At 67.1% G+C, this 25,021-nt stretch carries 27 protein-coding genes; 15 read left to right on the forward strand and 12 right to left on the reverse strand.

What is annotated here, in order from left to right; translation table 11 throughout:
• Positions 1-175 precede the first annotated feature (175 nt).
• From N5C18_RS07925 to N5C18_RS07950, 6 genes are all read left to right on the forward strand, one after another.
• A complete protein-coding gene (locus tag N5C18_RS07925) occupies positions 176-652 on the forward strand; it encodes a DUF2244 domain-containing protein (protein WP_004153894.1) in 477 nt (158 codons plus the stop codon).
• Between the two features lie 11 nt (positions 653-663).
• Positions 664-1,614, forward strand: a complete 951-nt coding sequence (gene coxB, locus N5C18_RS07930; RefSeq protein ID WP_279944193.1) for a cytochrome c oxidase subunit II — start codon at positions 664-666, stop codon at positions 1,612-1,614.
• 59 nt (positions 1,615-1,673) lie between these two features.
• Positions 1,674-3,281: a cytochrome c oxidase subunit I gene (ctaD, locus tag N5C18_RS07935; protein ID WP_004153896.1), complete on the forward strand. Its 1,608-nt coding sequence runs from the start codon at positions 1,674-1,676 to the stop codon at positions 3,279-3,281.
• Positions 3,282-3,391: 110 nt separating this feature from the next.
• A complete protein-coding gene (locus N5C18_RS07940; RefSeq protein ID WP_258011031.1) occupies positions 3,392-3,559 on the forward strand; it encodes a hypothetical protein in 168 nt (55 codons plus the stop codon).
• On the forward strand, positions 3,556-4,146 hold the full coding sequence (locus N5C18_RS07945) for a cytochrome c oxidase assembly protein (protein ID WP_053448582.1): 591 nt from the start codon (positions 3,556-3,558) through the stop codon (positions 4,144-4,146). Before N5C18_RS07940 ends, N5C18_RS07945 begins: the two co-directional genes overlap by 4 nt.
• A gap of 13 nt (positions 4,147-4,159) precedes the next feature.
• Complete coding sequence (locus N5C18_RS07950) at positions 4,160-5,035, forward strand: cytochrome c oxidase subunit 3 (RefSeq protein ID WP_049457763.1); 876 nt, start codon at positions 4,160-4,162, stop codon at positions 5,033-5,035.
• A gap of 20 nt (positions 5,036-5,055) precedes the next feature.
• On the opposite strand, the gene N5C18_RS07955 is transcribed toward N5C18_RS07950, so the two are convergent.
• Complete coding sequence (locus N5C18_RS07955; RefSeq protein ID WP_008264755.1) at positions 5,056-5,274, reverse strand: twin transmembrane helix small protein; 219 nt, start codon at positions 5,272-5,274, stop codon at positions 5,056-5,058.
• A 57-nt stretch (positions 5,275-5,331) separates the two neighbouring features.
• On the opposite strand from N5C18_RS07955, the gene N5C18_RS07960 reads away from it, so the two are divergent.
• The 4 genes from N5C18_RS07960 (at position 5,332) to cyoE (ending at position 8,797) form a co-directional block, all read left to right on the forward strand.
• Complete coding sequence (locus tag N5C18_RS07960) at positions 5,332-6,048, forward strand: SURF1 family protein (protein WP_053448583.1); 717 nt, start codon at positions 5,332-5,334, stop codon at positions 6,046-6,048.
• A gap of 107 nt (positions 6,049-6,155) precedes the next feature.
• On the forward strand, positions 6,156-6,725 hold the full coding sequence (locus N5C18_RS07965; RefSeq protein WP_040009144.1) for a hypothetical protein: 570 nt from the start codon (positions 6,156-6,158) through the stop codon (positions 6,723-6,725).
• 10 nt (positions 6,726-6,735) lie between these two features.
• A complete protein-coding gene (locus N5C18_RS07970; protein WP_004153902.1) occupies positions 6,736-7,899 on the forward strand; it encodes a COX15/CtaA family protein in 1,164 nt (387 codons plus the stop codon).
• Between the two features lie 4 nt (positions 7,900-7,903).
• Entirely contained in the window at positions 7,904-8,797 is an 894-nt protein-coding gene (gene cyoE / locus N5C18_RS07975; RefSeq protein WP_164087656.1) for a heme o synthase, read from the forward strand.
• Between the two features lie 159 nt (positions 8,798-8,956).
• Here the strand turns inward: cyoE and N5C18_RS07980 are convergent, their stop codons facing one another.
• The 6 genes from N5C18_RS07980 to rpsU all read right to left on the reverse strand — a co-directional run bounded on the left by N5C18_RS07980 (position 8,957) and on the right by rpsU (position 14,125).
• A complete protein-coding gene (locus tag N5C18_RS07980; protein ID WP_053510529.1) occupies positions 8,957-9,928 on the reverse strand; it encodes a bile acid:sodium symporter family protein in 972 nt (323 codons plus the stop codon).
• A 28-nt stretch (positions 9,929-9,956) separates the two neighbouring features.
• A complete protein-coding gene (locus N5C18_RS07985) occupies positions 9,957-10,457 on the reverse strand; it encodes a protein tyrosine phosphatase family protein (protein WP_053448589.1) in 501 nt (166 codons plus the stop codon).
• A 27-nt stretch (positions 10,458-10,484) separates the two neighbouring features.
• Positions 10,485-12,224: a DNA primase gene (dnaG, locus tag N5C18_RS07990; RefSeq protein ID WP_053510526.1), complete on the reverse strand. Its 1,740-nt coding sequence runs from the start codon at positions 12,222-12,224 to the stop codon at positions 10,485-10,487.
• 60 nt (positions 12,225-12,284) lie between these two features.
• Positions 12,285-13,229, reverse strand: coding sequence for a YihY/virulence factor BrkB family protein (locus N5C18_RS07995; RefSeq protein WP_049457757.1), 945 nt, complete (start codon positions 13,227-13,229; stop codon positions 12,285-12,287).
• Positions 13,230-13,332: 103 nt separating this feature from the next.
• Positions 13,333-13,776, reverse strand: a complete 444-nt coding sequence (locus N5C18_RS08000; protein ID WP_004153909.1) for a GatB/YqeY domain-containing protein — start codon at positions 13,774-13,776, stop codon at positions 13,333-13,335.
• A gap of 133 nt (positions 13,777-13,909) precedes the next feature.
• Positions 13,910-14,125 (reverse strand): 30S ribosomal protein S21, encoded by a 216-nt coding sequence (rpsU, locus tag N5C18_RS08005; RefSeq protein ID WP_002808376.1) that lies wholly within the window; start codon positions 14,123-14,125, stop codon positions 13,910-13,912.
• 166 nt (positions 14,126-14,291) lie between these two features.
• Between rpsU and tsaD the strand changes: the two genes are divergently transcribed.
• Positions 14,292-15,317: a tRNA (adenosine(37)-N6)-threonylcarbamoyltransferase complex transferase subunit TsaD gene (gene tsaD / locus N5C18_RS08010; protein WP_133936387.1), complete on the forward strand. Its 1,026-nt coding sequence runs from the start codon at positions 14,292-14,294 to the stop codon at positions 15,315-15,317.
• 56 nt (positions 15,318-15,373) lie between these two features.
• On the opposite strand, the gene N5C18_RS08015 is transcribed toward tsaD, so the two are convergent.
• Positions 15,374-16,033 carry a hypothetical protein gene (locus tag N5C18_RS08015; protein WP_279944197.1) on the reverse strand — a complete coding sequence of 220 codons (660 nt, stop codon included), beginning with the start codon at positions 16,031-16,033 and terminating at the stop codon, positions 15,374-15,376.
• A 362-nt stretch (positions 16,034-16,395) separates the two neighbouring features.
• On the opposite strand from N5C18_RS08015, the gene folB reads away from it, so the two are divergent.
• The 4 genes from folB (at position 16,396) to N5C18_RS08035 (ending at position 21,113) form a co-directional block, all read left to right on the forward strand.
• Positions 16,396-16,749 carry a dihydroneopterin aldolase gene (folB, locus tag N5C18_RS08020; protein ID WP_005407807.1) on the forward strand — a complete coding sequence of 118 codons (354 nt, stop codon included), beginning with the start codon at positions 16,396-16,398 and terminating at the stop codon, positions 16,747-16,749.
• Positions 16,750-16,839: 90 nt separating this feature from the next.
• Positions 16,840-18,111 (forward strand): mechanosensitive ion channel domain-containing protein, encoded by a 1,272-nt coding sequence (locus N5C18_RS08025; protein ID WP_053448594.1) that lies wholly within the window; start codon positions 16,840-16,842, stop codon positions 18,109-18,111.
• A gap of 128 nt (positions 18,112-18,239) precedes the next feature.
• A complete protein-coding gene (locus N5C18_RS08030; RefSeq protein ID WP_279944199.1) occupies positions 18,240-20,414 on the forward strand; it encodes a glycoside hydrolase family 3 N-terminal domain-containing protein in 2,175 nt (724 codons plus the stop codon).
• Between the two features lie 129 nt (positions 20,415-20,543).
• Positions 20,544-21,113, forward strand: a complete 570-nt coding sequence (locus N5C18_RS08035; RefSeq protein WP_271262018.1) for a hypothetical protein — start codon at positions 20,544-20,546, stop codon at positions 21,111-21,113.
• A 70-nt stretch (positions 21,114-21,183) separates the two neighbouring features.
• On the opposite strand, the gene N5C18_RS08040 is transcribed toward N5C18_RS08035, so the two are convergent.
• The 4 genes from N5C18_RS08040 to N5C18_RS08055 form a co-directional block, all read right to left on the reverse strand.
• Positions 21,184-22,353: a PQQ-dependent sugar dehydrogenase gene (locus tag N5C18_RS08040; RefSeq protein ID WP_279944200.1), complete on the reverse strand. Its 1,170-nt coding sequence runs from the start codon at positions 22,351-22,353 to the stop codon at positions 21,184-21,186.
• A 145-nt stretch (positions 22,354-22,498) separates the two neighbouring features.
• Positions 22,499-22,840: a hypothetical protein gene (locus N5C18_RS08045; RefSeq protein ID WP_180880632.1), complete on the reverse strand. Its 342-nt coding sequence runs from the start codon at positions 22,838-22,840 to the stop codon at positions 22,499-22,501.
• A 108-nt stretch (positions 22,841-22,948) separates the two neighbouring features.
• Positions 22,949-24,250, reverse strand: a complete 1,302-nt coding sequence (locus tag N5C18_RS08050; RefSeq protein ID WP_053448599.1) for an amino acid permease — start codon at positions 24,248-24,250, stop codon at positions 22,949-22,951.
• Positions 24,247-25,008 carry a L,D-transpeptidase family protein gene (locus tag N5C18_RS08055; RefSeq protein WP_279944202.1) on the reverse strand — a complete coding sequence of 254 codons (762 nt, stop codon included), beginning with the start codon at positions 25,006-25,008 and terminating at the stop codon, positions 24,247-24,249. The genes N5C18_RS08050 and N5C18_RS08055 overlap by 4 nt, the downstream gene beginning before the upstream one ends.
• Positions 25,009-25,021 lie beyond the last annotated feature (13 nt).

Genomic DNA, 25,021 nt, shown 5'->3' on the forward strand with positions numbered 1-25,021 from the left:
GCGGTGGATTCAGCGTGTTCAGCAGGCTCGGCAATATTTGTGCTGAATTCGTCATTCGGGCCGCCGACCTCATGCTGTGTTGCAGCATGGGAAAAAGTGTGAATGCACCCTTGCTACCGGCGAGAGGGCGGGGCTACCATCGAGACGTTTCCCGCGGCAGGAACGCGGTTGCGACATGATCGAGGTGCTTCCAGCTCCGGATGGGTCAGGTACGCAGCTGCGGCTGCGTCCCCCACGGGCGCTCGATGCCCGGCAGTTCGTCCTGTTGTTCACCGTGTTGTCGGGTGCGATGTGGCTGGTGTCCGCCCTCGGGTGGTTGGCCGGCAATGCATTCGCCCCCCTGTTCGCGCTGCTGTACAGCCTGGTGCTGGCGGCGGCGCTGCGTGCCTTGTGGCGCAGCGGAGAACGGCAGGAGGAGATCCGGGTAGTGCCGGCGTACGTGGAGGTCATCCCCGTACCCGGTGGATCGCCGGTGTTCCGGGCCCACCCCCACTGGGTGCGCCTGCTCACCGACGATGAGAGGGTCCGGCTGGCATCCAGCGGCCGGCAGGTGGAGGTGGGGAGTTTCCTCGCGCCGGCCGAACGTCAGACGCTTGCAGAGACACTTGAAAGCTTGCTCGCCGCCAGCGATGGCGGCAACCGACGACGCTAAGGGTCTAGGCAATGAAGCAAAGCAGCAGGTGGGGCACGAAGTGCGTTGCAGCGGTCGCCGCCACGGTGGCCGGGGGACTGGTTCCGGCATTGGCATGGGCCCAGGCGGCCGATCCCAAGCCGTGGCAGCTGAACATGGGCAAGGGGGTGACCCAGACCTCGCGCCTGGCCTGGGAGTCGAACAACCTGTCGTTGATCATCTGCACGGTGATCGGCGTCATCGTGTTCGGGGCGATGGCCTACGCCATCTTCAAGTTCCGCAAATCCAAGGGCGCGGTGGCCGCCACCTTCAGCCACAACACCAAGGCCGAGGTGATCTGGACGGTGATCCCGGTGATCATCCTGATCGTGATGGCATGGCCGGCCACGGCCAACCTGATCAAGATGTACGACACCCGCGATGCCGAGATGACGGTGAAGGTCACCGGCTACCAGTGGATGTGGAAGTACGAATACCTCGGCGAGAACGTCACCTTCACCAGCCGCCTGGACCGTGAGTCCGACCGCGTGCGGCAGAGCGGCATCGTGCCGACCCGCGAGAGCCATCCGCATTACCTGCTGGACGTGGACAACCGGCTGGTGCTGCCGGTGGATACCAAGGTGCGCTTCGTCATCACCTCCGACGACGTGATCCATGCCTGGTGGGTGCCGGCGCTGGGCTGGAAGCAGGACGCCATTCCCGGCTTCATCAATGAAGCGTGGACCAGCATCGAGCAGCCCGGCGTGTACCGCGGCCAGTGCGCCGAGCTGTGCGGCAAGGACCATGGCTTCATGCCGATCGTGGTCGAGGCGGTGTCCAAGGAAGAGTTCAAGCAGTGGCTGGCGCAGCGCAAGCCGGCGCCGGCCGCGCCTGCAACGCCTGCGGCACCAGCAGAACCCGCGGCGCCGGCCGGTGAGGCACCGGCAGCGCCTGCTGCTGCAGAAGCCGGCAGCGCACCTGCCACCGCAGCCAGCGGCGCGTGATGTAAAGCCCGCGGCCGCCTGCGGCTGCGGTGACAACCGATTCTGAGAGGTGTTTTGCAATGGCGCACTCGGCAGTTGGGCACGACGATCACCATCACCAGCAGAGTTTCTTCGAGCGTTGGTTCTTCTCGACCAACCACAAGGACATCGGCACGCTGTACCTGGGTTTCAGCTTCATCATGTTCATCATCGGCGCGGCGATGAGCGTGGTGATCCGCGCCGAGCTGGCGCAGCCGGGCCTGCAGTTCGTCAAGCCCGAGTTCTTCAACCAGATGACCACCGTGCATGCGCTGGTGATGATCTTCGGCGGCGTGATGCCGGCCTTCGTCGGCCTGGCCAACTGGATGATCCCGCTGCAGATCGGCGCACCGGACATGGCGCTGCCGCGCATGAACAACTGGTCGTTCTGGCTGCTGCCGGTGGCCTTCAGCCTGCTGCTGCTGACCCTGTTCCTGCCCGGTGGTGCGCCGGCCGGTGGCTGGACGCTGTACCCGCCGCTGTCGCTGCAGGGTGGCTACAACGTGGCCTTCAGCGTGTTCGCGATCCACGTGGCCGGCATCAGTTCGATCATGGGCGCGATCAACATCATCGCCACCGTGCTGAACATGCGCGCGCCGGGCATCGACCTGCTGAAGATGCCGATCTTCTGCTGGGCCTGGCTGATCACCGCGTTCCTGCTGATCGCGGTGATGCCGGTGCTGGCCGGCGCGGTGACCATGCTGCTGACCGACAAGTTCTTCGGTACCAGCTTTTTCAATGCCGCCGGTGGCGGTGACCCGGTGATGTACCAGCACATCTTCTGGTTCTTCGGGCACCCCGAGGTCTACATCATGATCCTGCCCGCCTTCGGCGTGGTCAGCGAGATCATCCCGACCTTCAGCCGCAAGCCGCTGTTCGGCTACCAGGCGATGGTGTACGCCACCGCCGCGATCGCGTTCCTGTCGTTCATCGTCTGGGCCCACCACATGTTCACCGTGGGCATGCCGCTGGGCGGCGAGATCTACTTCATGTTCGCCACCATGCTGATCTCGATCCCGACCGGCGTGAAGGTGTTCAACTGGGTCAGCACCATGTGGCGTGGCTCGCTGACGTTCGAGGCGCCGATGCTGTGGTCGGTGGCCTTCGTCATCCTGTTCACCATCGGTGGTTTCTCCGGCCTGATGCTGGCCATCGTGGCGGCCGACTTCCAGTACCACGACACCTACTTCGTGGTGGCGCACTTCCACTACGTGCTGGTAACCGGCGCGGTGTTCGCGCTGATCGCCGCGGTGTACTACTGGTGGCCGAAGTGGACCGGGCGCATGTACAGCGAGAAGTGGGCCAAGGTGCACTTCTGGTGGTCGATCGTGTTCGTCAACCTGCTGTTCTTCCCGCAGCACTTCCTCGGCCTGGCCGGCATGCCGCGCCGCATTCCCGACTACAGCGTGGCCTTCGCCGACTGGAACCTGATCAGCTCGATCGGTGCGTTCGGCATGTTCGTTACGCCGTTCATGATGGCGGCGATCCTGCTGTCCTCGCTGCGCAACGGTGAAAAGGCCGAGGCGCGCAGCTGGGAAGGCGCGCGTGGCCTGGAGTGGACGCTGCCGTCGCCGGCACCGGCGCACACCTTCACCACACCGCCGACCATCCGCCCGGGCGACCTGGCACATGACGACATCACGCATTGAGGTGGGGCATGCATAACGAGAGCCCGCTTCCGATCGGTAGAGTCGAGCAAGGCTCGGCTGATGCCTTGGGTAGAGTCGAGCCATGCTCGACTGACGAAAAGCAGCCGAGCATGGCTCGGCTCTACAACAGCGAAGAGCAGCCGACCAGCGGTCGGCTCTACCAGAGCGGGAGCGTCGAGCAGCAGCGCCAGCGTGCCAAGCGTACCGCTGCCTGGGTCGGCGCCATCGCCGTGATGGTCTACGTCGGCTTCATCCTCAGTGGGGTGATCGGCCGATGAGCGACGCACCGGCCAGCACCCCGTCACGCAGCGCCGGGCTGCCGCGCCTGATCGGCGTGGCGGTAGCGGTGTTCCTGCTGACGTTCTCGCTGGTGCCGCTGTACCGCATCGCCTGCGAGAAGGTGTTCGGCGTGCGCCTGGAGCGTGGCCCCGGCAGCGAGGCCAGCGCGGGCGCGGTGGCCGGCAAGCGTACCGTGCGCGTCGAGTTCGATGGCGGCGTCAATTCGCGCCTGCCATGGTCGTTCCATCCCGAGCAGCTGACCATGGACGTGGTGCCCGGCGAGCTCAACGAAGCGCTGTACTTTGCCCGCAACGACAGCACGCAGGCCGTGGTGGGAAGTGCCGTGCCTTCGGTGGCACCGGCACGCGCGTCGGGATTCTTCAGCAAGACCGAGTGCTTCTGCTTCACCGCGCAGACGCTGCAGGCCGGCGAGAAGCGCGACATGCCGGTACGTTTCATCGTCGATCCGGACCTGCCGCCGGAGATCAGGACGATCACCTTGTCCTACACCTTCTACCGCAACGACGCGTTGTCCGATCGGCTGGCCCCGGCCGCCACTTCGGAAGGCGCGCACGCCGCACCCTGACCCGGATACCGACATGGCCCAGACACCGACCGACGCCAACGTGTACTTCGTCCCGGCCCAGAGCAAATGGCCGTTCGTGGGCTCCATCGCGATGATGGTGACCATGGTCGGCGTGGCCAGCTGGCTCAACGATGCCAGCTGGGGACGCTGGACGTTCTACATCGGCATCGCGATGCTGGTGCTGACCCTGTTCTGGTGGTTCAGCGACGTGGTGCGCGAATCGCAGGCCGGCAACTACAACCGCCAGGTCGACGGCTCGTTCCGGATGGGCATGGTCTGGTTCATCTTCTCCGAAGTGATGTTCTTCGGCGCCTTCTTCGGCGCGCTGTTCTACACCCGTAACCTCGGCCTGTCGTGGCTGAGCGGCGAAGGCCGCGGGGTGATGACCAACGAGCTGCTCTGGCAGGGCTATTCCGCTGGATGGCCGACCAATGGTCCTGCGGCGATCGGTGGTGCGTTCCAGACCATCCCGGCCTGGGGCCTGCCGCTGATCAACACGCTGATCCTGCTCACTTCCGGCGTGACCCTGACCATCGCCCATCACGCACTGAAGGCCGGCAACCGCCGCCAGCTGCTGATCTGGCTGGGCCTGACCGTTGTGCTCGGTCTCGGCTTCCTGACCCTGCAGGCAGAGGAATACATCCACGCCTACAAGGAACTGAACCTGACGCTGGGCTCGGGCATCTACGGGTCGACGTTCTTCATGCTGACCGGCTTCCACGGCGCGCACGTGCTGCTGGGCACGATCATGCTGATCGTGATGTGGCTGCGTTCGGCCAAGGGCCACTTCACCCGCGACAACCATTTCGGTTTCGAAGCCGCCGCGTGGTACTGGCACTTCGTCGACGTGGTGTGGCTGATGCTGTTCCTGTTCGTCTACGTGCTCTGACCACGCGCGGATCGGTGGGGTCAGCCACCGATGCCGTGCGGTTTGATCCAGCCCATGTAGATGCTCACGATCACCAGTACGATCAAGGCCACCGACACCGCGATGCGGCGGGTCAGTGCGTTGACCGTGCGCTTGGTCTGGCCGCGGTCGACCAGCAGGTAATACAGGCCGGCGCCCAGATTCCAGACGATGACGATCAGAAACGCGATTACCAGCAGGGTCTTCAGCGAATCACTCATGCGCGGCTCGAGGGCAGGGTGGATGCGCCTATCTGACCGCGTTTGCGCGGACTTGTCATGATGCGCCAGCACACGCGCGTGATCGGATGGCTGCTGGCGGTGCTGGCGATGGCCGGTTTCAGCGCATTGGGACTGTGGCAGCTGCAGCGCATGCATGCCAAACAGGCAATGTTGGATGCGCAGGGTCCAGCAGTGGCACAGGCGTTGCCATTGGCGCAGGCACTCGCGGCGCCCGGTGCGCTGCACGGCGTGGCCGACCACGGCCGCTTCCTGCCCGGCGTGGTGCTGCTGGACAACCAGACCCGGCATGGCCGCGCCGGAGTGAAGATCTATCGCCCGTTCCGCAGTGACGACGGCAGTGTGCTGCTGGTGGATCTCGGTTGGCGCGCGTTGCCACCGGATCGCAGCTTGCCGGATCTGCCTGCACCGCCTTCGCCGGTAGCCGTGCGTGGCTTGCTGGCGCCGCCGCCGTCGGCGGGGTTGGCGTTGGGGCCGGCGTTCTCCGCGACGGGTGAGGCCGGGCGCTGGCTGGCCAGCCGGCTGCCCGCCGAAGGCCTGGCCCGCGCGCTGGGGCTGCAGGCGCTACCCGACCGCGTGCTGCGCCTGGACCCGGCGCTGCCGTTCGGCGATGAGCGCGACCTGGACCTGCTGCCGAACACGCTGCCGCCGCAGCGCCACCTGGGCTACGCCGTGCAGTGGTTCGGGCTGGCCCTGACCGTGCTGGTGGTCGCGCTGGTGCTGGAGCGGCGCAGGAGACGCCCCATCGCCCGGTAGTGCCGGCCGCTGGCCGGCATCCCCGGAATCCTGGATGCCGGCCAGCGGCCGGCACTACCGGGGTACCGCACCCGCATCCCTTTCCCAACCGTGAGAAAATGCCCCGCATGAACACTGCTACGTCCCCGCAGGCGCGCGGCTCCGGCCGCCGGACCCTGGTGCTGCTGTTTGCCGTGTTCTTCGGGGCGGTGGCGCTGGCCGCCGTGCTGCGCTTCTCGGGCTGGCAGCCAACCGGGCACCGCAACGCCGGCCAGCTGCTGAAGCCGCCGGTGGACCTGCGCCAGCAGGCGCCGACCCTGGCCAGCGGCCAGCCTTACCCATGGAATCCCGAGGCTCGTACCTGGCGCCTGCTGGTGGCCCCGGCCGGCGCCTGCGATGCACAGTGCGTCACTTTGTCGCAGGGACTGGGCAAGGTGTGGCAGCTGTTCGGCCATAACGCCGATAATGTCGAGATCCTGTGGCTGGGTACGCCACCGGCGTCGATCGCCTCGCTGCCCGCGCTGCGGCCGCTGGCTCCGTCGCCAGCCCTGCGCGCGGCGTTGCCGGGCGTCGATGATCCGGCGGGACTGCCGGTCTACGTGATCGATCCGAACGGCTTCGTGATCATGCGCCATGCCCCGGGTTCCGACCTTGGTGGGCTGCGCAAGGACATGGCCACGTTGCTGAAACTGAAGTGAGTCCCGTTTGATGAGCCTTTCCGCGCGTCCGGCGCTGCACCGCAATTTCCACCGCCTGGCGTGGTTCGCCATGATCATGACCGCGAGCACGATCATGTTCGGCGCCTTCGTTCGCCTGTCCGATGCCGGCCTGAGCTGCCCGGACTGGCCGACCTGCTACGGGCAGGCCACCTGGCCGCAGCACGTGGAAGAGACCATCGGCCACCCGGCGGCGGAGATCCGCCCGCTGGAGACCCACAAAGCCTGGCGTGAACAGGTGCATCGCTTCCTGGCCGGTGCGCTGGGCATCGAGATCCTGACCCTGGCCCTGCTGGCCACGCGCAAGCGCCGCTTCGGAAGCACGGCGGTGGTGACCGCCTGCGTACTGGTGGCCGCCGGCATACCGCTGTACATGATGGGCTGGCATGGCACCGCCAGCATCCTGGCGCTGATCGGCGAGGCGATCCTGCTGATCGCCGCGCTGCGCTGGAGCAACATCGACCTGGCGCGCGCTGCACTGCTGACCCTGGCGGTGGTGATCTTCCAGGCCCTGCTGGGCATGTGGACGGTAACCCTGCTGCTCAAGCCCATCGTGGTGATGGGCCACCTGCTGGGCGGCATGCTGATGTTCGGCCTGCTGGTGTGGATGGCCTGGCGCGCGACGCACATGCCGATCACCCTGGCCGAAGCGCCGAAGCTGAAGTGGCTGCTGCGCATCGGCGTGGCCGTGCTGGTCACCCAGATCGCACTGGGTGGCTGGGTCAGCGCCAACTATGCCGCACTTGCATGCGGCGGCGGCAGCGCCTCGCTGGACAACTTCCCGCGTTGCGCCAACCAATGGTGGCCGCAGCACAACTTCGTCGAAGGCTTCACCCTGTGGCGTGGCATCGGCGTGGACTACGAAGGCGGCGTGCTGGACGGCGCGTCGCGCATCGCCATCCAGATGGCGCACCGCATGTTCGCGGTGGTGGTGGCCGTCTACCTGCTGTGGCTGGGCGTGCGCCTGTTCCGGTTGCCGAGCATGCGTGGCTGGGCCAGCGCGCTGATCGCGCTGCTGGTGCTGCAGGTCACCCTCGGCATCCTCAATGTAAAGCTGGCGCTGCCGCTGGAAGTGGCGGTGGCCCACAACGGCGTGGCCGTTGCCCTGTTGTTCGTGCTGGTCAGCCTGCTGGCCCGCCTGCGTGCCCCGGACTGATTCCATGTTTTCCAATTACCGCCAGTACTGGGACCTGACCAAGCCCAAGGTCGTCGCCCTGATCGTCTTCACCGCCCTGGTCGGCATGGTCCTGGCCATCCCCGGCGTGCCCAGCTGGGAGCAGGTGCGCGCCGGCGTGCTCGGCTTCCTCGGTATCTGGCTGGCCGCTTCGGCCGCCGCGGCGATCAACCAGCTGCTGGACGCGCACATCGATGCGCAGATGGCGCGCACTTCGTGGCGCCCGCTGGTGGTGGGCAAGGTCAAGCCGTGGCAGGTGCTGGTGTTTGCCGGCGTGCTGATCGTGCTGTCGATGGCCATCCTGGTGCTGTGGGTGAACCTGATCACCGCCGTGCTGACCTTCGCCTCGCTGATCGGCTACGCGGTGATCTACACCGTGTACCTCAAGCGTGCGACCTCGCAGAACATCGTGATCGGTGGCCTGGCCGGCGCGATGCCGCCGATGCTGGGCTGGGCGGCGGTGACCGGCATGCAGGGCTCGTCGGACTGGGCGTATTCGTCGCTGCTGGTGCTGATCATCTTCATCTGGACACCGCCGCACTTCTGGGCGCTGGCGATCTTCCGCCGCGAGGACTACGCCAAGGCCGAGATCCCGATGCTGCCGGTGACCCACGGCGTGGTACACACCCGCAAGCAGATCATGGCCTACTCGGTGGTGCTGGCGCTGGTCTGCCTGCTGCCATACCTGGTGGGCATGAGCGGTGCGTTCTACCTGGGCGGCGCGATCGTGCTCAACGCCGTATTCCTCTGGTACGCCTGGCGCATGCTGGACCCACCGGACGAGCTGTTCTCGATGAAGATGTTCCATTACTCCATCGTCTACCTGATGGCGCTGTTCGCCTTCCTGCTGGTCGATCACTGGATCCTGCCCTGGCTGTAAGGGGCTGATGCATCCACGCATGGCGTGGATCTACTTTCACCGTCCAACGTTCAGCCGAGCATGGCCCGGCTCTATGGCGCCATGATCGCAGCATGCCGTCGCGTTCAGTAGATCCACACCATGCGTGGATGCGTGTCCGGCAACAACCCGCGCGCCCGGTCAGGGCGCGCGCTTGGCATACCGCTGCGCGATCACGCCGCAGACGATCAGCTGGATCTGGTGGTAGATCATCACCGGCAGCACGATGGCACCGAGGCTGCCGCCGGCGAACAGCACCTTGGCGATCGGTACGCCGGTGGCCAGGCTCTTCTTCGAGCCGCAGAACACGATGGCGATCTCGTCTTCGCGGTTGAAGCGCAGGCGGCGGGCGATGAAGGTGATCAGCGGCATGGCGATGCCCAGCAGCACGGCGGCAACCACCGCTACGGCCAGCAGCGAGAGCAGCGGCGTCTTGCTCCACAGGCCCTCGGTGACGGCCTCGCCGAACGCCGAGTACACCACCAGCAGGATCGTGGCCTGATCGGTGTAGCGCAGCAGCGCGCGCTGCCTCTCGACCCAGCCGGCGATCCACGGCCGCAGCAGGTGGCCGGCCACGAACGGCACCAGCAACTGCAGCATGATGCCGCCGATGGCATGCAGCGGATCGTGGATGCCGCCGGAGGTGCCGGCCAGTGCGGTCAGCAACAGCGGGGTCAGGAACACACCGAGGATGCTCGACAGCGAAGCACTGCACACCGCTGCGGGTACGTTGCCGCGCGCCATCGAAGTGAACGCGATGGACGACTGCACGGTGGAGGGCAGGGTGCACAGGAACAGCACGCCCAGGTACAGCTCCGGGGTCAGCAGCCAGCCGGACAGCGGCTTGAACATCAGCCCCAGCAGCGGGAACAGGATGAAGGTGCAGGCCAGGATGGTCAGGTGCAGCCGCCAGTGCAGCATGCCGCCGATGATCGACTCGCGCGGCAGGCGCGCGCCATGCAGGAAGAACAGCGCGGCGATGGCGACGGTGGTGACATCGTCGAGGACGATGGCGGCGGCGCCCTTCATCGGCAGCAGTGAGGCCAGGCCGACGGTGCACAGCAGGGCGATAGTGAAGTTGTCAGGTCGCAGGCGCGACCACCAGCGGGTCATGGTGGGCAGAGTCCTTGGGACGGAGGAGTCAGGGCGAAGCGGCGGGCGCGGCCAGGCGTTGGCGGGTGGCGGCTTCCAGCGACGTCAGGCCGGCACGTTGCCCGAGCTGCAGGGCCTGTTCCGGGCTGGCGTGTTCGTAGCGTGCAGTGACCAGGGCGAGCACGGCACCGGCGCGGTTGCCGGACGCGCAGTGCAGCAGCGCCGGACCTGCGCTTTGCTGCAGGGCCTGGTGCACGGCGCGCAGGTTGGCCGCATCCAGGCCATCGGCCCCGGCCACGGGAATGCGTACGTAGCGCAGGCCCAGCGATTCGGCCATGCCGGCTTCATCGAAGCCGCGGTCCTCATCGGGCTGACGCAGGTCGATCACCGTGCGCACGCCCTGCGCGGCCAACGCCCGCAGCTGCGTGCCGCTGGGCTGGCCGCCGGCATACAGGCCAGGGCGGACTTCATTGAGAGGGGCGTTTTCGGCCAGGGCCGTCAGCGGCAGGCAGAGCGACAACAACAGCAGGCAGGTCAGGCGCAGCAGCATGGTCCTCTCCGGGAAAGCAATCTGCCGCTACAGGCGCAGTCCGGCGCGGGCCTTCAGCAGCTCGCGCAGTTCGTACTTGTCAGTATCGTCCAGACCCTGCTGGCGCTGCTTTGCCAACAACTCCTCCAGACGTTGCACCAGCAGCTGTTTCTCCAGCTGGGCCACGGCGTCGTGCAGTTCCTGGGTCCAGCTGGCTTCAGTGCCAGGCAGCGTCTGCGCCGCCAGCGTATGCAGCGCGGCCTGCTCTTCACGGCCGTCGAAGTGTTCCAGCAGGGCGCCGGTACTGATGTCCGGGCGCTGCTCGACCAACCCCAGCAGTTCCAGCAGCAGCTCCACGCCGGGCAGGCGCAGGCCCTGGAAGTGATGCTTGCCGCCCAGCGTGAGCGCCAGCGAGGGTTGCTGCAGCAGCACGGCGATCGCGCCGCGCACCAGGCTGCGCCTGGCCACCGGCTGGATCGTGCGCGCCGGCTGGCGCTGCGGCATCGGTGCGCGCGCGGACGCGGCATTGCCGCCGAGGCCGGTCAGCTGCGCCAGCTGCTGCTTCATCAGGTCGCCGAAGGCGCCATCGGGAATCTGCGCCAGCATCGGCTTTGCCCGCTCGGCCAGGCGTGCCTTGCCGTCCAGCGTGCCCAGGTTGATCTCGCGGGTGAGTTCGTCAAAGAAGAACTGTGACAGTGGGGTGGCCTGCTTCAGGCGCTCGTTGAACGCCTCGGCGCCTTCCTTGCGCACGATGGTGTCCGGGTCCTCGCCATCGGGCAGGAACAGGAAGAAGGCCTGGCGGCCATCCTTCATGCGCGGCAGCACCGACTCCAGCGCCTTCCAGCCGGCGCGGCGGCCGGCGGCATCGCCATCGAAGCAGAAGAACACGTCCGGCGCGTTGCGGAACAGCAGTTCGGCATGGTCCGGCGTGGTCGCGGTACCCAGCGTTGCCACCGCCTGGGTGACCCCGAACTGGAACAGCGAGACCACGTCCATGTAGCCCTCGACCACGATCAGCCGCTCGATCTTCTGGTTGGCCTGGCGTACCTGCCACAGGCCGTACAGTTCGCGGCCCTTGTGGAACAGCGCGGTCTCGGGGGAGTTGAGGTACTTGGGGCCGTCGTCCTTCTCGAACACGCGGCCGCCGAAGGCGATGACCCGGCCACGGCGGTCGAAGATCGGGAACATCACCCGGTCGCGGAACTTGTCGTAGACGTGGCCGCGGTCGTTCTTGGAGAACAGGCCGGCGCGATCGAGCAGCTTCATGCGGCGCTCGTCCTTGCCCAGCGCATCGCGCAGGCCGCTGTAGCCATCCGGCGCGTAGCCGATCTGGAAACGCGCGCGGTTCTCTTCATCCACGCCACGGCCATCAAGATAGCTGCGGGCCTTGTCGCTGCCCTGCAGGTTGCTCTGGAAGAACCTGGTGGCCGCCTCCAGCGCCGAGTACAGCTCGCGGCTGTCATCCTGCTGCTGGGGGCTGCGCGGGTTCTCGTTGCGCGGCACGTCCATGCCGGCGCGCTTGGCCAGTTCATCCACCGCATCGAGGAACTCGAGGCGGTCGTAATTCATCAGGAAGCTGATCGCGGTGCCGTGTGCGCCACAGCCGAAGCAGTGATAGAACTGCTTGGTGGGCGAGACCGTGAACGAGGCCGAGCGCTCGTCATGGAACGGGCAGCGCGCCGCGTACTCCTTGCCCTGGCGCTTCAACGGCACGCGGCTGCCCACCACCTCGACGATGTCGGTGCGGGCCAGCAGGTCGTCGATGAAAGCGTCGGGGATACGGGCCATGGGCAACAGAACGGGGCGCGGCCGCCAGGGCGCGCTGCGGGGGCGGCAGGTTCCCCTAGTTTACTCGCTGGCGATGCCGGGACCGGCCTGTTGGCCTTCAGCGCCGGCACGGGCCAGCTGCGCCCGTGCATGCTGGCGTTCGTCGATCACCGCGGTCATCAGCGCACCGACGAAGAACACGGCGGTGGCGTAGTAGATCCAGACCAGCGCGATCACCAGTGCGCCCATCGACCCGTAGGCACTGCCCGGGGCCACGGTAGCGATGTAGACGCCGATGCCATAGCGGCCCAGGGTGAAAAGCACCGAGGTGATGGCACCGCCGATGAAGGCCTGGCGCCAGGCCACGCGGCGGTCCGGCAGGTAGTGGTAGAGGAAGGCGAAGGCCAGCGTGTACAGCAGCAACGAGGTCAGGTAGCCGATCGCAGGCAGTACCGAGGGCAGCTGCGCGAACACCACCTGCAGCGCGGTGGTGGCGGTCATCGACAGGATCAGCAGGAAGCCCAGTGCCAGTACCACGCCGAACGAGAACACGCGCTTGCGCAGCCAGGCCTTGATGCCTTCCAGGCGCTGGCCGCTGGTGTGGAAGATCCGGTTCAGCGCGTTCTGCAGCTGGGCGAACACGGCGGTGGCACCGACGAACAGCAGCAACGTGCTCCACAGCCCGGCCAGCGATCCGACGCTGGGCTGGCTGTTGGCGTTGTGCAGCACGGTGTCGGCGACGCTGGCCACGCTGCTGCCGGCCACCGAGCCGATCTGGCTGATCAGCGTCTGTTGCGCGGGCGGGTACAACGAGGCGGTCAGCCACAGCAGCAGCACCAGCAGCGGCGCCATCGACAGCAGGGCGTAGAAGGAGACCGAGGCGGCCTGGGTCAGCACGTCGATTTCGACGAAGCGCTTGGCCACCGCCATCGGGAAGCTGTCCTGCAGGCGATCAGCGTAGTGGCGAAGCCGTGCGGGGATGCCGTGGGGACGCGTGTCGGCGGGGGAGTGCGATGGCTCGACCATGGGGATGTTGTAGCAGCCGGGGGTCGAAGGTGCGGTGAAGCGGGTGCATCGATGGGGTCAGAGCCCTTCCGCAGGGCGAAAGGGATCCGACCCCGGCAATGGCTTACGCCAGCTGCTGCTTGACCAGCTTGGACACCAGGCCCATGTCGGCCTGGCCGGCGAGCTTGGGCTTCAGCGCGCCCATCAGCTTGCCCATGTCGGCCGGACCGGAAGCACCGGTTTCGGCGATGGCGGCCTGGATGGCGGCCACGATCTCGGCTTCACCCATCTTGGCCGGCAGGTAGGCTTCGATGACCACGATCTCGGCACGCTCGATCTCGGCCAGGTCTTCGCGGTTGGCGGCTTCGAACTGGCTGACCGAGTCCTTGCGCTGCTTGACCATCTTGTCGAGCACGGCGATCACGGCGGTGTCATCCAGCTCGATGCGCTCGTCCACTTCGCGCTGCTTGATGGCGGCGTTGATCAGGCGGATCACGCCCAGCTTGTGCTTCTCGCCCGCCTTCATGGCGGCCTTCATGTCTTCGGTGAGCTGCTGCTTCATGCTCATGAGGAACCTCGTGGTGGTAGGTAGGGCGGGGCGGATGCCCGGACCCGGAAACGCAAAAAGCCGGCGACGCTCGCGCGTGCCGGCTTCGGCTCCATCGCGACAGGCAGGCCCGCCGCAATGAAGATGCGTCCGATCAGTACAGGCGCTGACGCTTGGTGACGTCGCGCGACGAGCGGCGCAGCTGACGCTTCACAGCAGCGGCAGCCTTGCGCTTGCGCTCCTGGGTCGGCTTTTCGTAGAACTCGCGCTTGCGGGTTTCGGCCAGCACACCGGCCTTTTCGCAAGTGCGCTTGAAGCGGCGAAGAGCAAACTCGAAGGGCTCGTTCTCGCGGACTTTGACGCTGGGCATGGAATCTCCGGGACACAGTAGAACCGGGTCACGCCCGGCGAGCCGCACATTATAGCGGCGAAACGACAAACTGCAAGCGGCCAACCCTGAATACGGGCCAGAGGTTCGAAAGCAGTGAGACCTGCGCGTCCCCCGAGGAGGCGGCAGGGGCGTCATAATAGCAGGCATGCGAGTCCTTGGCATCGAATCTTCCTGTGATGAGACCGGCGTGGCGGTGTATGACACCGACCTGGCCGGCAGCGCGGCCCTGCGCGCCCATGCGGTCTACAGCCAGATCGCCCTGCACGCCGAATACGGTGGTGTGGTGCCCGAGCTGGCCAGCCGTGACCACGTGCGCAAGCTGCTGCCGCTGGTGCGCCAGACCCTGGCCGAGGCCGGCCTGGGCGTGGGCGACATCGATGGCGTGGCCTACACCGCTGGCCCCGGCCTGGTCGGCGCCCTGCTGGTGGGTGCGGGCGTGGCCCGCTCGCTGGCCTGGGCGCTGGAGGTGCCGGCGGTGGGTGTCCACCATATGGAAGGCCACCTGCTGGCGCCGTTGATGGAGGATGACCCGCCGCAGGCGCCGTTCGTGGCCCTGCTGGTGTCCGGGGGCCACACCCAGCTGGTGGCGGTGGACGCGATCGGCCAGTACCGCCTGCTGGGCGAGACTCTGGACGACGCAGCCGGCGAGGCCTTCGACAAGACCGCCAAGCTGATGGGCCTGCCGTACCCGGGCGGCCCGCAGCTGGCCAGGCTGGCCGAGCAGGGAACACCCGGCGCGTACCGCTTCGCACGGCCGATGACCGACCGCCCGGGGCTGGATTTCAGCTTCTCCGGCCTGAAGACCCAGGTCCTGATGGCCTGGCGCGACAGCGACCAGAGCGAGCAGACCCGCGCCGACATCGCCCGTGGCTTTGAAGATGCCGTGGTCGAGACCCTGTCGATCAAGTGCGAGCGCGCGCTGGAAGCGGCGGGGACCAACGTGATCGTGGTGGCCGGCGGCGTCGGCGCCAACACGCGCCTGCGCGCACGCCTGAAGCAGATGGCCGAGCGCCTCGGCGGCCGCGCCTGCTTCCCGCGCCCGGCACTGTGCACCGACAACGGCGCGATGATCGCCTTCGCCGGCGCGCTGCGCCTGCAGGCCGGCCAGCACAGCCCGCCGAAGGTGGACGTGACTCCACGCTGGGACATGGCGACGTTGCCGGCGGTGTGAACCCCGACCGCCGCGCTCTGTAGCGTCGAGCCATGCTCGACTGCGCGTGATCGAGGCTACGCACGCGCACCCAACGGCGACGCCGCCAGCGCGGTCGTGGCCCGCTCGTGGCGCTGCAGCCACTCCAGCGTATGCGGGCAGCGCGCATGGATCAGCCGCCCGATCGCGGCCAGGTCGGCACCGAGGTCGCGTTCCAGGATCGGTTCGTGGTGCACGATGCGGTTGCGCAGGTGGCGGATGCGCCCGATGTCTGCATGGATGGCTTTCCTGATCACGCTTGGATGAGCTGCAGGCGCATGACGCAGAACCGTCCCGAGCGCCGGTATCCACAGCGTGGCGTCGAAGCGACAGGTGAAGAGCTGCTGCCAGAACACCATCGGCAGGTCGGCGACGATCCTGGGTGTATCGGTTGCGCGGCTGGCGACCTGTTCCAGCGCGGCTCTGGCTGAGGTGGATGAAGAGGCAGGTAGCCTGCGTCTGAAGGCATCGTTCCAAGGCCACCGCGGGCCGTGCTGTCGGGCCAATGCCGAGGCCGCTGCGTTGCGCGTGACCACTTCGCACAGGTGGACCGGCATCATCAACGCGCCGCACATCCGCATGTTCCACACATACAGGGATTCGGCAGTGACGTCTGGGCCGCAGGTTGATGCGATTCTCTCGTAGGTCGACAACCGCTCCGCTGACAACGCGCGCCTCAATGCATCGTATGCAGCCATCGTGATGTGCGGTGGTGAAGGGAAGACGCAGGTTGTCCAGGGATCGAGTCGGCCACCATCAGGAAACCTCCTTGCGTGCGTGGCCTGTTTCCCGCGTTTCGGCCGGGGCGAACATGAGGGTCTGCGTTGTCGGGATTGGCCTTGACCCACCGTTTGATGACTGACTAGTCTGGGCACCTGCGCCACCGGGACTCGCGGCTTGAGAAAGTTCCCCCCGGGGACAAAGGTAGTACCAAAGGGCTCCGCTAGCGGGGCCCTTTGTTTTTTTCGCGCCCGCCTCGGGCGGAGTGCCCACCGCCCGTTCCGGGCAGGCTCACCGCCGTGCCGTTACCATGGTTGCCTGTATTCGGCTGGTAACCGCAATGGACAAGGTTTTCATCGAGGGGCTGACGATCGACGCCCTGATCGGTATCTACGATTGGGAACGACGGATCCGCCAGGACTTGGTGTTCGACCTGGAAATGGGTTTCGACAACCGTCGCCCCGCGGCCACCGACGACATTGCCCACACCCTGAACTACAAGGCGGTCAGCAAGCGCCTGGAGCAGTTCGTGCGCGAGTCGGAGTTCGGCCTGGTCGAGACCCTGGCCGAGCGCTGTGCGCAGATCGTGCTGGACGAATTCGACGTGAAGTGGCTGCGCCTGAAGCTGAGCAAGCCGGGTGCGGTGCGTGGCGCACGCGCGGTGGGCGTGATCATCGAACGCACGCGGGACTGACCCGGCGACGCCGGCTGCGGCCGGCAACCTGGTAGTGCCGGCCGCTGGCCGGCAACCTCAACAGCAAAGAACGAAGCAAGGAGACAACCGATGGTGGACGCGGTGGTGGCGGTACAGTGGCTGGAAAAGCTGCAGAACACACTGGAACCCTATCCCGGCGCCTACCTGGCGTTGATGATCACGGCGCTGCTGGTCGCAGCGGGCCTGGCCAACTGGGTGACCAAGCGCATCCTGCTGCGCGGGCTGCGGCGTCTGCTCAGCCGCCTGCCGGGTGCCGACACAGGCCGTGGCAGCCATCTGATGCGGGTGATCTCGCGCCTGTCCAACGTGGTGCCCAGCCAGGTGATCGCCTCGGGCATCCGCATCGTACCGGACCTGCCGCCGGGTCTGGTCAGCTTCATCATCGGCGCCTGCCAGGCGTGGGCGATCCTGACCGTGGTGCTGGCGATATCGCATGCGCTGGATGCGGCCAACGACCTTTACGAGCGCCGCCCCGAGGCACGCAACAAGCCGATCAAGGGCTACCTGCAGGTCGCCAAGATCGTGATCTTCGTGATCGCCGGGCTGTCCATCGTCGCCACTCTGGCCGGCGTTGACCTGCGCTATCTGGTGACCGGCCTCGGCGCGGCCACCGCGGTGCTGATGCTGATCTTCCAGGACACCATCCTGTCGCTGGTGGCCAGCGTGCAGATCAGCGGCGATGGCCGCGTGCGCATCGGCGACTGGATCGAGATGCCCAGCCAGAACGCCGACGGTGACGTCATCGACATCGCGCTGCACACCGTGACCGTGCAGAACTTCGACAAGACCATCACCACCATCCCGACCAAGAAGCTGGTGACCGAGTCGTTCAAGAACTGGCGCGGCATGCAGGAGGCCGGTGGCCGCCGCATCAAGCGCGCGCTGTACCTGGACCAGCACAGCGTCGGCTTCCTGGACGAGGGTGACCTGGCCTTCCTCGGCGAGTTCGCGCTGCTGCGCGACTACCTGCACGAGAAGGCGCAGGAGCTGGGGCAGTGGAACGGGCGCCTGCGCGAACAGGGAGTGGCCGAGGTCAACAGCCGCCGGGTGACCAACCTGGGCACGTTCCGCGCCTATGTGGAGCGCTACCTGCGCAGCCATCCGGGCATCCATACCGACATGACCCTGCTGGTACGGCAGCTGCAACCGACCACCGAGGGCCTGCCGCTGGAGCTGTACTGCTTCACCCGCAGCACCGCCTGGGGCGAGTACGAAGCGGTGCAGTCGGACATCTTCGACCACCTCCTGGCGATCCTGCCGGCCTTCGGGCTGCGGGTGTTCCAGGCCTCCAGCGATGCCATGTTGATGGCCGGGCAGCGCCAGTTGGCCGGCTCGGAGTAAGCTGCGAGGCCTCCGGCCGGACCGTACGGATCCGGCTGGAGCCTGAAACTGAACGACGAAACCTCTCGCCAAATGGCGCGGGATCGCTAGAATGCCGGGCTTGTAAACGTTTTCATCAAGGACTGCTGGTGGCCTCCGATCGCATCGAATCCCTCATTGCCCAGATGACCGTCGAAGAAAAGGTCGGCCAGCTGGGTGTCTTCGCGGACATGGTCCGCCCGTTCGCCCCGGACGTGAACCCGGAAGCCAACGTGCGCAATGCCGACCAGGTGCTGCAGCAGGTGCGCGAGGGCAAGGTCGGCTCGCTGTTCAATGGTGTCGGCGCCGAGCTGGGCCGCCGCATCCAGCAGGTCGCCACCGAGGAGAGCCGCCTGGGCATTCCGGTCATCCTGGCTGCCGACGTCATCCACGGCATGCGCACCGTGTTCCCGATCCCGCTGGGCGAGGCTGCCAGCTTCGAACCGGAGCTGGCCGAGCGCACCGCCCGCGCCACCGCCATCGAGGCGACTGCCGCCGGCCTGCACTGGACCTATGCGCCGGCCGTGGACATCGCCCGCGACCAGCGCTGGGGCCGTGGCGCCGAAGGGGCCGGTGAGGACGTGGTGCTGGGCTGTGCCTTCGCCGCCGCCCGCGTGCGTGGCTTCCAGGGCAGCGACCTGCGCGCCGACGATTCGCTGCTGGCTACGCCGAAGCATTTCGCCGCCTATGGCGCGGTGATGGCCGGCATGGAATACAACATGGTGGACATCTCGCCGCAGACCCTGCGCGATGTGCACCTGCCGCCGTTCAAGGCTGCCTTCGAAGCTGGCGCGATTACCGTGATGTCGTCGTTCAACGACATCAACGGTGTACCGGCCAGCGCCAACGCCGAACTGCTGACCGACATCCTGCGTGGTGAGTGGAAGTTCCCGGGCGTGGTGATTTCCGATTACACCGCCGACATGGAGCTGGTCGCACACGGCTATGCCGCCGATGACCGCGATGCCACCGCCAAGGCGTTCACCGCCGGCCTCGACCTGAGCATGCAGAGCGGTTTCTACGCCGAGCACCTGCCGGGCCTGGTCGAGAGCGGCGACGTGCCGATGGCGGTGCTGGATGAAGGCGTGCGCCGCATCCTGTGGCTGAAGGAAACCATCGGCCTGTTCGACGACCCGTACCGTTCGCTGGATCCAGCGCGCGAAGCCGATACGTCGTACCTCGCCGCGCATGACGCACTGTCGCGCGATGCCGCACGCCGTTCGATCGTGCTGTTGAACAACCGCGACAACGTGTTGCCGCTGCAGAAGAGCGGGCAGAAGATCGCGCTGATCGGCCCGTTCGTGCAGGACCGCGAGAACATCGAAGGCTGCTGGACGCTGTTCGGCGACAAGCAGCGCTACGTGGACCTGGAAACCGGCGTGCGTGCCGCCATCGGCGACGAGGCGTTGCTGGAGATCGTGCCGGGCTGCGAACTGGAAACCGCGATTCCGGGCGGCACCGAAGCGGCCGTGGCCGCCGCGCTGCGCGCCGATGTGGTGGTGCTGGCGCTGGGCGAGCCGCAGCGTTACAGCGGCGAAGCACAGTCGCGCGTGGAGATCACCCTGCCGCCGGCACAGCAGGCGCTGGCCGAGGCCGTGGCGATGACCGGCAAGCCGCTGGTGGTGTTGCTGCGCAACGGCCGCGCACTGGCGCTGCAGGGGGCGGTGCGCAATGCACAGGCGGTGGCGGTGACCTGGTACCTGGGCACGCAGACCGGCCATGCCGTGGCCGATGTGCTGTTCGGCGATTACAGCCCGTCCGGCCGCCTGCCGGTCAGCTTCCCGCAGGTGTCCGGCCAGCAGCCGTACTTCTACAACCACCCGCGTACCGGCCGTCCGGAACTGCCGACCATGTCGGAGTTCAAGGCGCGCTGGCGCGAGATTCCGAACGAGCCGCTGTATCCGTTCGGCCACGGCATCGGCTACACCTCGTTCGACTACGGCGTGCCGCAGCTGAGTGCCGCCCAGCTGGGCTGGGACGAGACCCTGACGCTCACCACCACGCTGACCAACAGCGGTGCTGTGGCGGGCGAGGAAGTGGTGCAGCTGTACATCCACGACCGCGTGGCCAGCCGCGTGCGCCCGGTGCGTGAACTGAAGGACTTCCGCAAGGTGGCATTGCAGCCGGGCGAGTCGACGGAAGTGGTGTTCACCCTGACCCGCGAGCAGCTGGCCTTCACCGGCCGCGACGGCGTGCTGCGTGCCGAGCCTGGACAGTTCGAGGTGTGGGTGTGCGCCTCGTCGGCCGCTGGCGAAGCGGTGCAGTTCGAACTGCTGAAGGGCTGATCGAAGAAAAAGGGGACGGAGGGAATTAAGTCGTTTGTGCCATAAACGACTTAATTCCCTCCGTCCCCTTTTTGTTGCCATCACTGGCCCGGCGCTACCATCGGGGCCTTGATCCGATGGAGTTCGCGCATGCGCAAGATGGCTTTCCTTGTTCCGGCCCTGTTGCTGGCCGCCTGTTCGCAGCCGGCACCGCCGGCCGAGCCTGCGGCGGATGCGCCGCCGCCGATGACCGGTTCCACCCCGGCCGAAGCGGCAGCCAGCACCACGCCGGACCCGGCCGCTGCGCCGCAGGCAGCGGCAGAGCACGCCAGCGAAAATCCCGCCCCCGCCGCCGCCGAGGAGGGCGATGCACGCGCGCGCATCGACAGCGTGCTGGGCGATGCCGCGCAGTACGAGAAGGTGTTCAACGCGTTCAAGACCGCCGTGGTTGGTGGTGACCGCGCGGCCGTGGTGGAGGAAGTGCGCTTCCCGTTGAACATCGCTGGTGGCAAGAAGATCACCGGGCCGGGCGAATTCCAGCGCAACTACGAGAAGATCATCACGCCGGCGGTGGTCAAGGCGATGTCCGGGCAGGACTTCGGCAAGGTGTTCGTCAACCAGCAGGGTGTGATGATCGGTGATGGGCAGGTCTGGCTGACCGGCGAGTGCCTGGACAAGGCCTGTGCGCGTACCGAGGTGAAGGTCGGCACCATCCAGTGAATGCAAACGGCCCCGTGTACGGGGCCGTTGGGTAGGAGCGATGCCGGCCAGCGGCCGGCACTATCGGGCGTCAGGTCTTCGGGGTGAGCTTCAGCAGGCGTGCCTTGCTGCCGTCTTCCAGCAGCCAAAGCGCGCCATCCGGGCCCTGTTCCACTTCGCGGATGCGCTCGCCCATGTTGAAGCGCTCGGCTTCGCGCGCGCTGTCGCCGTCGAAGGCCACGCGCACCAGCGAGGTGGAGGACAGGCCGCCGATGAAGCCGCTGCCCTTCCACTGCGGGAACAGGGTGCCGCTGTAGATCACGAAGCCGGCCGGGGAGATCACCGGCGTCCAGGTCACCTTCGGCGCGGCGAATTCCGGACGGGTATCGTGGTCGGGAATCGGACGGCCATCGTAGTGGTTGCCATTGGAGACGATCGGGTAGCCGTAGTTGGCACCGCGCACGATCAGGTTCAGTTCGTCACCACCGGCCGGGCCCATCTCGTGTGCCCACAGCTTGCCGTTGGCATCGAAGGCCATGCCGAGGATGTTGCGGTGGCCCAGCGACCATACCTGTGCGGCGATGCCTCCCTGCGAGGCGAACGGATTGTCGGCGGGCAGGCTGCCATCATCGTTGAGGCGGATGATCTTGCCGAGGTTGCCGCTCATGTCCTGCGCCGGATCGAATTTCTGCCGCTCGCTGGAGCTGATCCACAGCTTGCCGTCCGGGCCGAAGGCGAGGCGGTGGCCGTAGTGGCCTTCGCCGCTGACCTTGGGGCTCTGCCGCCAGATCACCTTCAGGTCCTTCAGCTGGCCGGCGCCGCTGGCGTCCAGCGCCAGCGTGGCGCGGGCGACGGCGGCACCGCGGGTATCCAGCGTGCCTTCCTCGGCGTAGCTGAGGTAGATCACGTGGTTGCGGGCGAACTGCGGATGCAGGATCACGTCGCCGAAACCGCCCTGGCCGCCATAGGCGACCTTGGGCACGCCGGTGATTTCATGCTTCTGGCCGCTGGCCAGGTCCAGATGCTGCAGCTTTCCGCGCTTCTCGGTAACCAGCAGGCTGCCGTCGGGCAGGAAGGTCATCGCCCACGGTTGGTCGAAGCGGCTGACTTCGGTGGCGGTGAAGGGACGTTGGTCGGCGGCGGTGGTGGTCGCTGGTGCAGCGGCCTGGCCACCGTTGGCGGCCGGGTCGGCAGCGTTGCAGGCCGAGGTGGCAAGGATCGGCACCAGGCCGAGGGCGAGCAGCAGGGGCGTGCGGGTCATGGGTATCTCCAGTGCGGGGATGCGGATGGCCGGGCTGTCCCTTGTATACCACTGGAGCGGTGACCGTCGTGGCCCGAAGGTCCTGAACAGGTGCATGTCTGGACAGAGCCGGGCAGCACGCGGCTCTGTCGTGGGCGCGGTTCGATCAGGTACCGCGCGGTACGCCCTTGTCCAGCCGCTGGTCGAGGTTGACCGCCTCCTCCCAACCACGGCGCACCGCGCTGCGTGCCTGCGCCCAGTCCAGGCGGCTGCGGCCGCGCTCGCTGGCCCAGCGTGATTCCAGCTCGCCCTCCACTTCCTCGTAGGCGCGGATGATGTCCTGCGCACGCGCCGCATGGCCGATGCGGTAGGCCGGTTCATAGTCCTCGAAGAACAGCTGGTCGTCGTAGTACGGCTCGGCGGTGTAACGCTCGCGCCAGAAGTTGCTGACCGCGTCGCGCGGTGTGCTGTCGTCCGGTACGCGGCCGGGAATCTGGTACTCGGTCATGGAAGGGCTCCGTTGTGGACGAAGCCTGATCGTGCCTGGGGGCGGGTTAACGGCCGGGGCCGGCAGCGTGATCGCCAGATCAATCTGCCGGTCAGGGCACGCCATCATTCACCCGGCGTCAGCGTCCTTGCGCGGCAGTTTGTAGATCACCGCGCCGATGGCGAACGCCACCAGCGCGGCGGCGATGTTCTGCCAGCTGGCACTGGCGAACAGCGCCAGGCACAGCAGCAGCGCCAGTACCGGAATCAGCGGGCCACCGGGCAGTTTCAACGCGCCCGGGCGGTCGGCATAGCGCTTGGCCAGCACCAGCACCGCAGCGGCGGTACCGATGTAGGCGAACAGGCGCGTGGTCATCGACAGCAGCGCCAGCTGCACGAACGAACCGGACAACGCCAGGCCAAGCGCGATCAGGCCCTGGCACAGGATCGACGCGGCCGGGGTATGGAAGCGCGGATGCACCTGCGCCAGGATCTTCGGCCCGTAGCCATCGCGGGCCAGCGCGAACAGGAAGCGCGGACCCATCATCATCGTGTTGCTGTTGGTGCCGAGGATGGAGATGGTGGCACCGATGGTCAGGATCAGCGCCAGCGCTTCGCCACCGAATCCGGCGGCGGCATCGGCCAGTGGTGTCGCCGAGCTGGACAGGCCGGCCAGCGTGCCCTGCGCCACCACCTGCACCGCGCCATAGATGACGGTGACGGTGATGATCATGGTGATCAGCGCGAACGGAATGTCGCGGCGCGGATTGCGGTACTCGCCGGCCGCGGCCGGGATGTTCTCGAAGCCGGCGTAGGCGTAGAGCAGCAGCAATGCGGCCTCGCCCATGCGCTGCAGGTCGTGCGGGTCCGGGCGCTGGCCGGAGAACGCCAGCTGCGGATCGATGTAGAACGCGCCGATGGCCACGAACAGCAGCAGCGGCAGCATCTTGCCGATCACCAGCACCACGCCGGTGCGCGCGGCCGAGCGCACGCCGATGATGTTGACCCCGGTGAGGAAGCCCAGCGAGACCACGATCACCGCGATGCGACCCAGGCCGGCGCCAGCCCACGGCCAGAAGCGTGCGACCGCATCGGCCAGCGCATTGCTGAGCGCCGCGGCCGAACTGATGCGGGTCAGCCAGATCATCCAGCCGATCTCGAAACCGGCGAAACGGCCGAACGCCTCGCGCGCATACAGGTAGCTGCCACCCGGCTCATCGAAGTAGCTGGCGGCCTGCGCGTAGCACAGCACCAGCAGCGCGACGACGATGCCGGCGGCGACCACGCCCCACAGGCTGAAGGGCCCGAGCAGGGCGACGGTGGCGGCCGGCAGCAGGTAGATGCCGCTGCCGATCACATCGTTGATCGACAGGCCGACGATCTGCCAGCGGCTGACCGCGCGCTGCAGCTGCGGTTCGTCCTGCGCGCTCAACGGGCGTCTCCGCTCAGTGCGGGCAACTGCCACTGTGCCTGCAGGCGCTGGTACTCGGCGCGCGGCAGCAGCACGAAGCGCGGCGTGTCCTGCGGCCGCAGCCAGTCCAGCAGCGCCTGCATGCGTGCCTGCGGCATGGCGGTGCAGCCGGCCGTGGCTTCGCCGGGCTGGCGCCACAGGTGGGCGAAGATGCAGCTGCCCTTGCCGGGCTGGTTGTCCGGGTTGTGGGCAATCACAAAGCCCTGCTGGTAGCGCACGTCGCCCTTGTTGTGCAGGTCCAGCCGCATCGGCTCGGTGGAGCCCTTGACCGCTGCACTGCCGACCTTGTTCGCATCGACGATGCGGTTGTAGAACGGCGAGGCGGGCACGTCCATGCAGTAGCTGCTGTCGAGCATCGGCTGGTACGGCATCGCGGTGCCGGGGCGGGTGACGGCGTAGCCGAACGCGCTGCCGAGCGCGAACACACCGGCCGGGCTGCGGCCGTCGCCTTCCTGCTTCTGCGGGCCATCGGCCTGTGCCGGATGCAGGCCCAGCCCCCAGGCGCTGCCGGTGCGGCCCAGTGCCACCGGGAATGGTTGCCCATGCGGGTGCCAACCCTTGCCGTCGCGTACATACGCCTGCAGTTGGCCCTGGGTGCTGTCCCAGCCTTCGCTGGTGACCACGATCAACTGGCGTGCGCCGTCCAGCGGCGCGGCGTGGACGGCCCACGCTGTGGCAAGCAGCAGCGCAGCGGTGGCGAGGCGGACCAGCGATTTCATCAACGTGCGCTCC

It is taken from the genome of Stenotrophomonas sp. GD03930, assembly GCF_029839665.1.
GTDB classification, from domain to species: Bacteria; Pseudomonadota; Gammaproteobacteria; order Xanthomonadales; family Xanthomonadaceae; genus Stenotrophomonas; species Stenotrophomonas forensis.

Excerpts from the sequence above, each read along its gene's own strand:
- N5C18_RS07925 (WP_004153894.1), top strand. The coding sequence starts at position 176 with ATGATCGAGGTGCTTCCAGCTCCGGATGGGTCAGGTACGCAGCTGCGG.
- coxB (WP_279944193.1), top strand. The coding sequence starts at position 664 with ATGAAGCAAAGCAGCAGGTGGGGCACGAAGTGCGTTGCAGCGGTCGCC.
- ctaD (WP_004153896.1), top strand. The coding sequence starts at position 1,674 with ATGGCGCACTCGGCAGTTGGGCACGACGATCACCATCACCAGCAGAGT.
- N5C18_RS07940 (WP_258011031.1), top strand. The coding sequence starts at position 3,392 with ATGGCTCGGCTCTACAACAGCGAAGAGCAGCCGACCAGCGGTCGGCTC.
- N5C18_RS07945 (WP_053448582.1), top strand. The coding sequence starts at position 3,556 with ATGAGCGACGCACCGGCCAGCACCCCGTCACGCAGCGCCGGGCTGCCG.
- N5C18_RS07950 (WP_049457763.1), top strand. The coding sequence starts at position 4,160 with ATGGCCCAGACACCGACCGACGCCAACGTGTACTTCGTCCCGGCCCAG.
- N5C18_RS07955 (WP_008264755.1), bottom strand. The coding sequence starts at position 5,274 with ATGAGTGATTCGCTGAAGACCCTGCTGGTAATCGCGTTTCTGATCGTC.
- N5C18_RS07960 (WP_053448583.1), top strand. The coding sequence starts at position 5,332 with ATGATGCGCCAGCACACGCGCGTGATCGGATGGCTGCTGGCGGTGCTG.
- N5C18_RS07965 (WP_040009144.1), top strand. The coding sequence starts at position 6,156 with ATGAACACTGCTACGTCCCCGCAGGCGCGCGGCTCCGGCCGCCGGACC.
- N5C18_RS07970 (WP_004153902.1), top strand. The coding sequence starts at position 6,736 with ATGAGCCTTTCCGCGCGTCCGGCGCTGCACCGCAATTTCCACCGCCTG.
- cyoE (WP_164087656.1), top strand. The coding sequence starts at position 7,904 with ATGTTTTCCAATTACCGCCAGTACTGGGACCTGACCAAGCCCAAGGTC.
- N5C18_RS07980 (WP_053510529.1), bottom strand. The coding sequence starts at position 9,928 with ATGACCCGCTGGTGGTCGCGCCTGCGACCTGACAACTTCACTATCGCC.
- N5C18_RS07985 (WP_053448589.1), bottom strand. The coding sequence starts at position 10,457 with ATGCTGCTGCGCCTGACCTGCCTGCTGTTGTTGTCGCTCTGCCTGCCG.
- dnaG (WP_053510526.1), bottom strand. The coding sequence starts at position 12,224 with ATGGCCCGTATCCCCGACGCTTTCATCGACGACCTGCTGGCCCGCACC.
- N5C18_RS07995 (WP_049457757.1), bottom strand. The coding sequence starts at position 13,229 with ATGGTCGAGCCATCGCACTCCCCCGCCGACACGCGTCCCCACGGCATC.
- N5C18_RS08000 (WP_004153909.1), bottom strand. The coding sequence starts at position 13,776 with ATGAGCATGAAGCAGCAGCTCACCGAAGACATGAAGGCCGCCATGAAG.
- rpsU (WP_002808376.1), bottom strand. The coding sequence starts at position 14,125 with ATGCCCAGCGTCAAAGTCCGCGAGAACGAGCCCTTCGAGTTTGCTCTT.
- tsaD (WP_133936387.1), top strand. The coding sequence starts at position 14,292 with ATGCGAGTCCTTGGCATCGAATCTTCCTGTGATGAGACCGGCGTGGCG.
- N5C18_RS08015 (WP_279944197.1), bottom strand. The coding sequence starts at position 16,033 with ATGGCTGCATACGATGCATTGAGGCGCGCGTTGTCAGCGGAGCGGTTG.
- folB (WP_005407807.1), top strand. The coding sequence starts at position 16,396 with ATGGACAAGGTTTTCATCGAGGGGCTGACGATCGACGCCCTGATCGGT.
- N5C18_RS08025 (WP_053448594.1), top strand. The coding sequence starts at position 16,840 with ATGGTGGACGCGGTGGTGGCGGTACAGTGGCTGGAAAAGCTGCAGAAC.
- N5C18_RS08035 (WP_271262018.1), top strand. The coding sequence starts at position 20,544 with ATGCGCAAGATGGCTTTCCTTGTTCCGGCCCTGTTGCTGGCCGCCTGT.
- N5C18_RS08040 (WP_279944200.1), bottom strand. The coding sequence starts at position 22,353 with ATGACCCGCACGCCCCTGCTGCTCGCCCTCGGCCTGGTGCCGATCCTT.
- N5C18_RS08045 (WP_180880632.1), bottom strand. The coding sequence starts at position 22,840 with ATGACCGAGTACCAGATTCCCGGCCGCGTACCGGACGACAGCACACCG.
- N5C18_RS08055 (WP_279944202.1), bottom strand. The coding sequence starts at position 25,008 with ATGAAATCGCTGGTCCGCCTCGCCACCGCTGCGCTGCTGCTTGCCACA.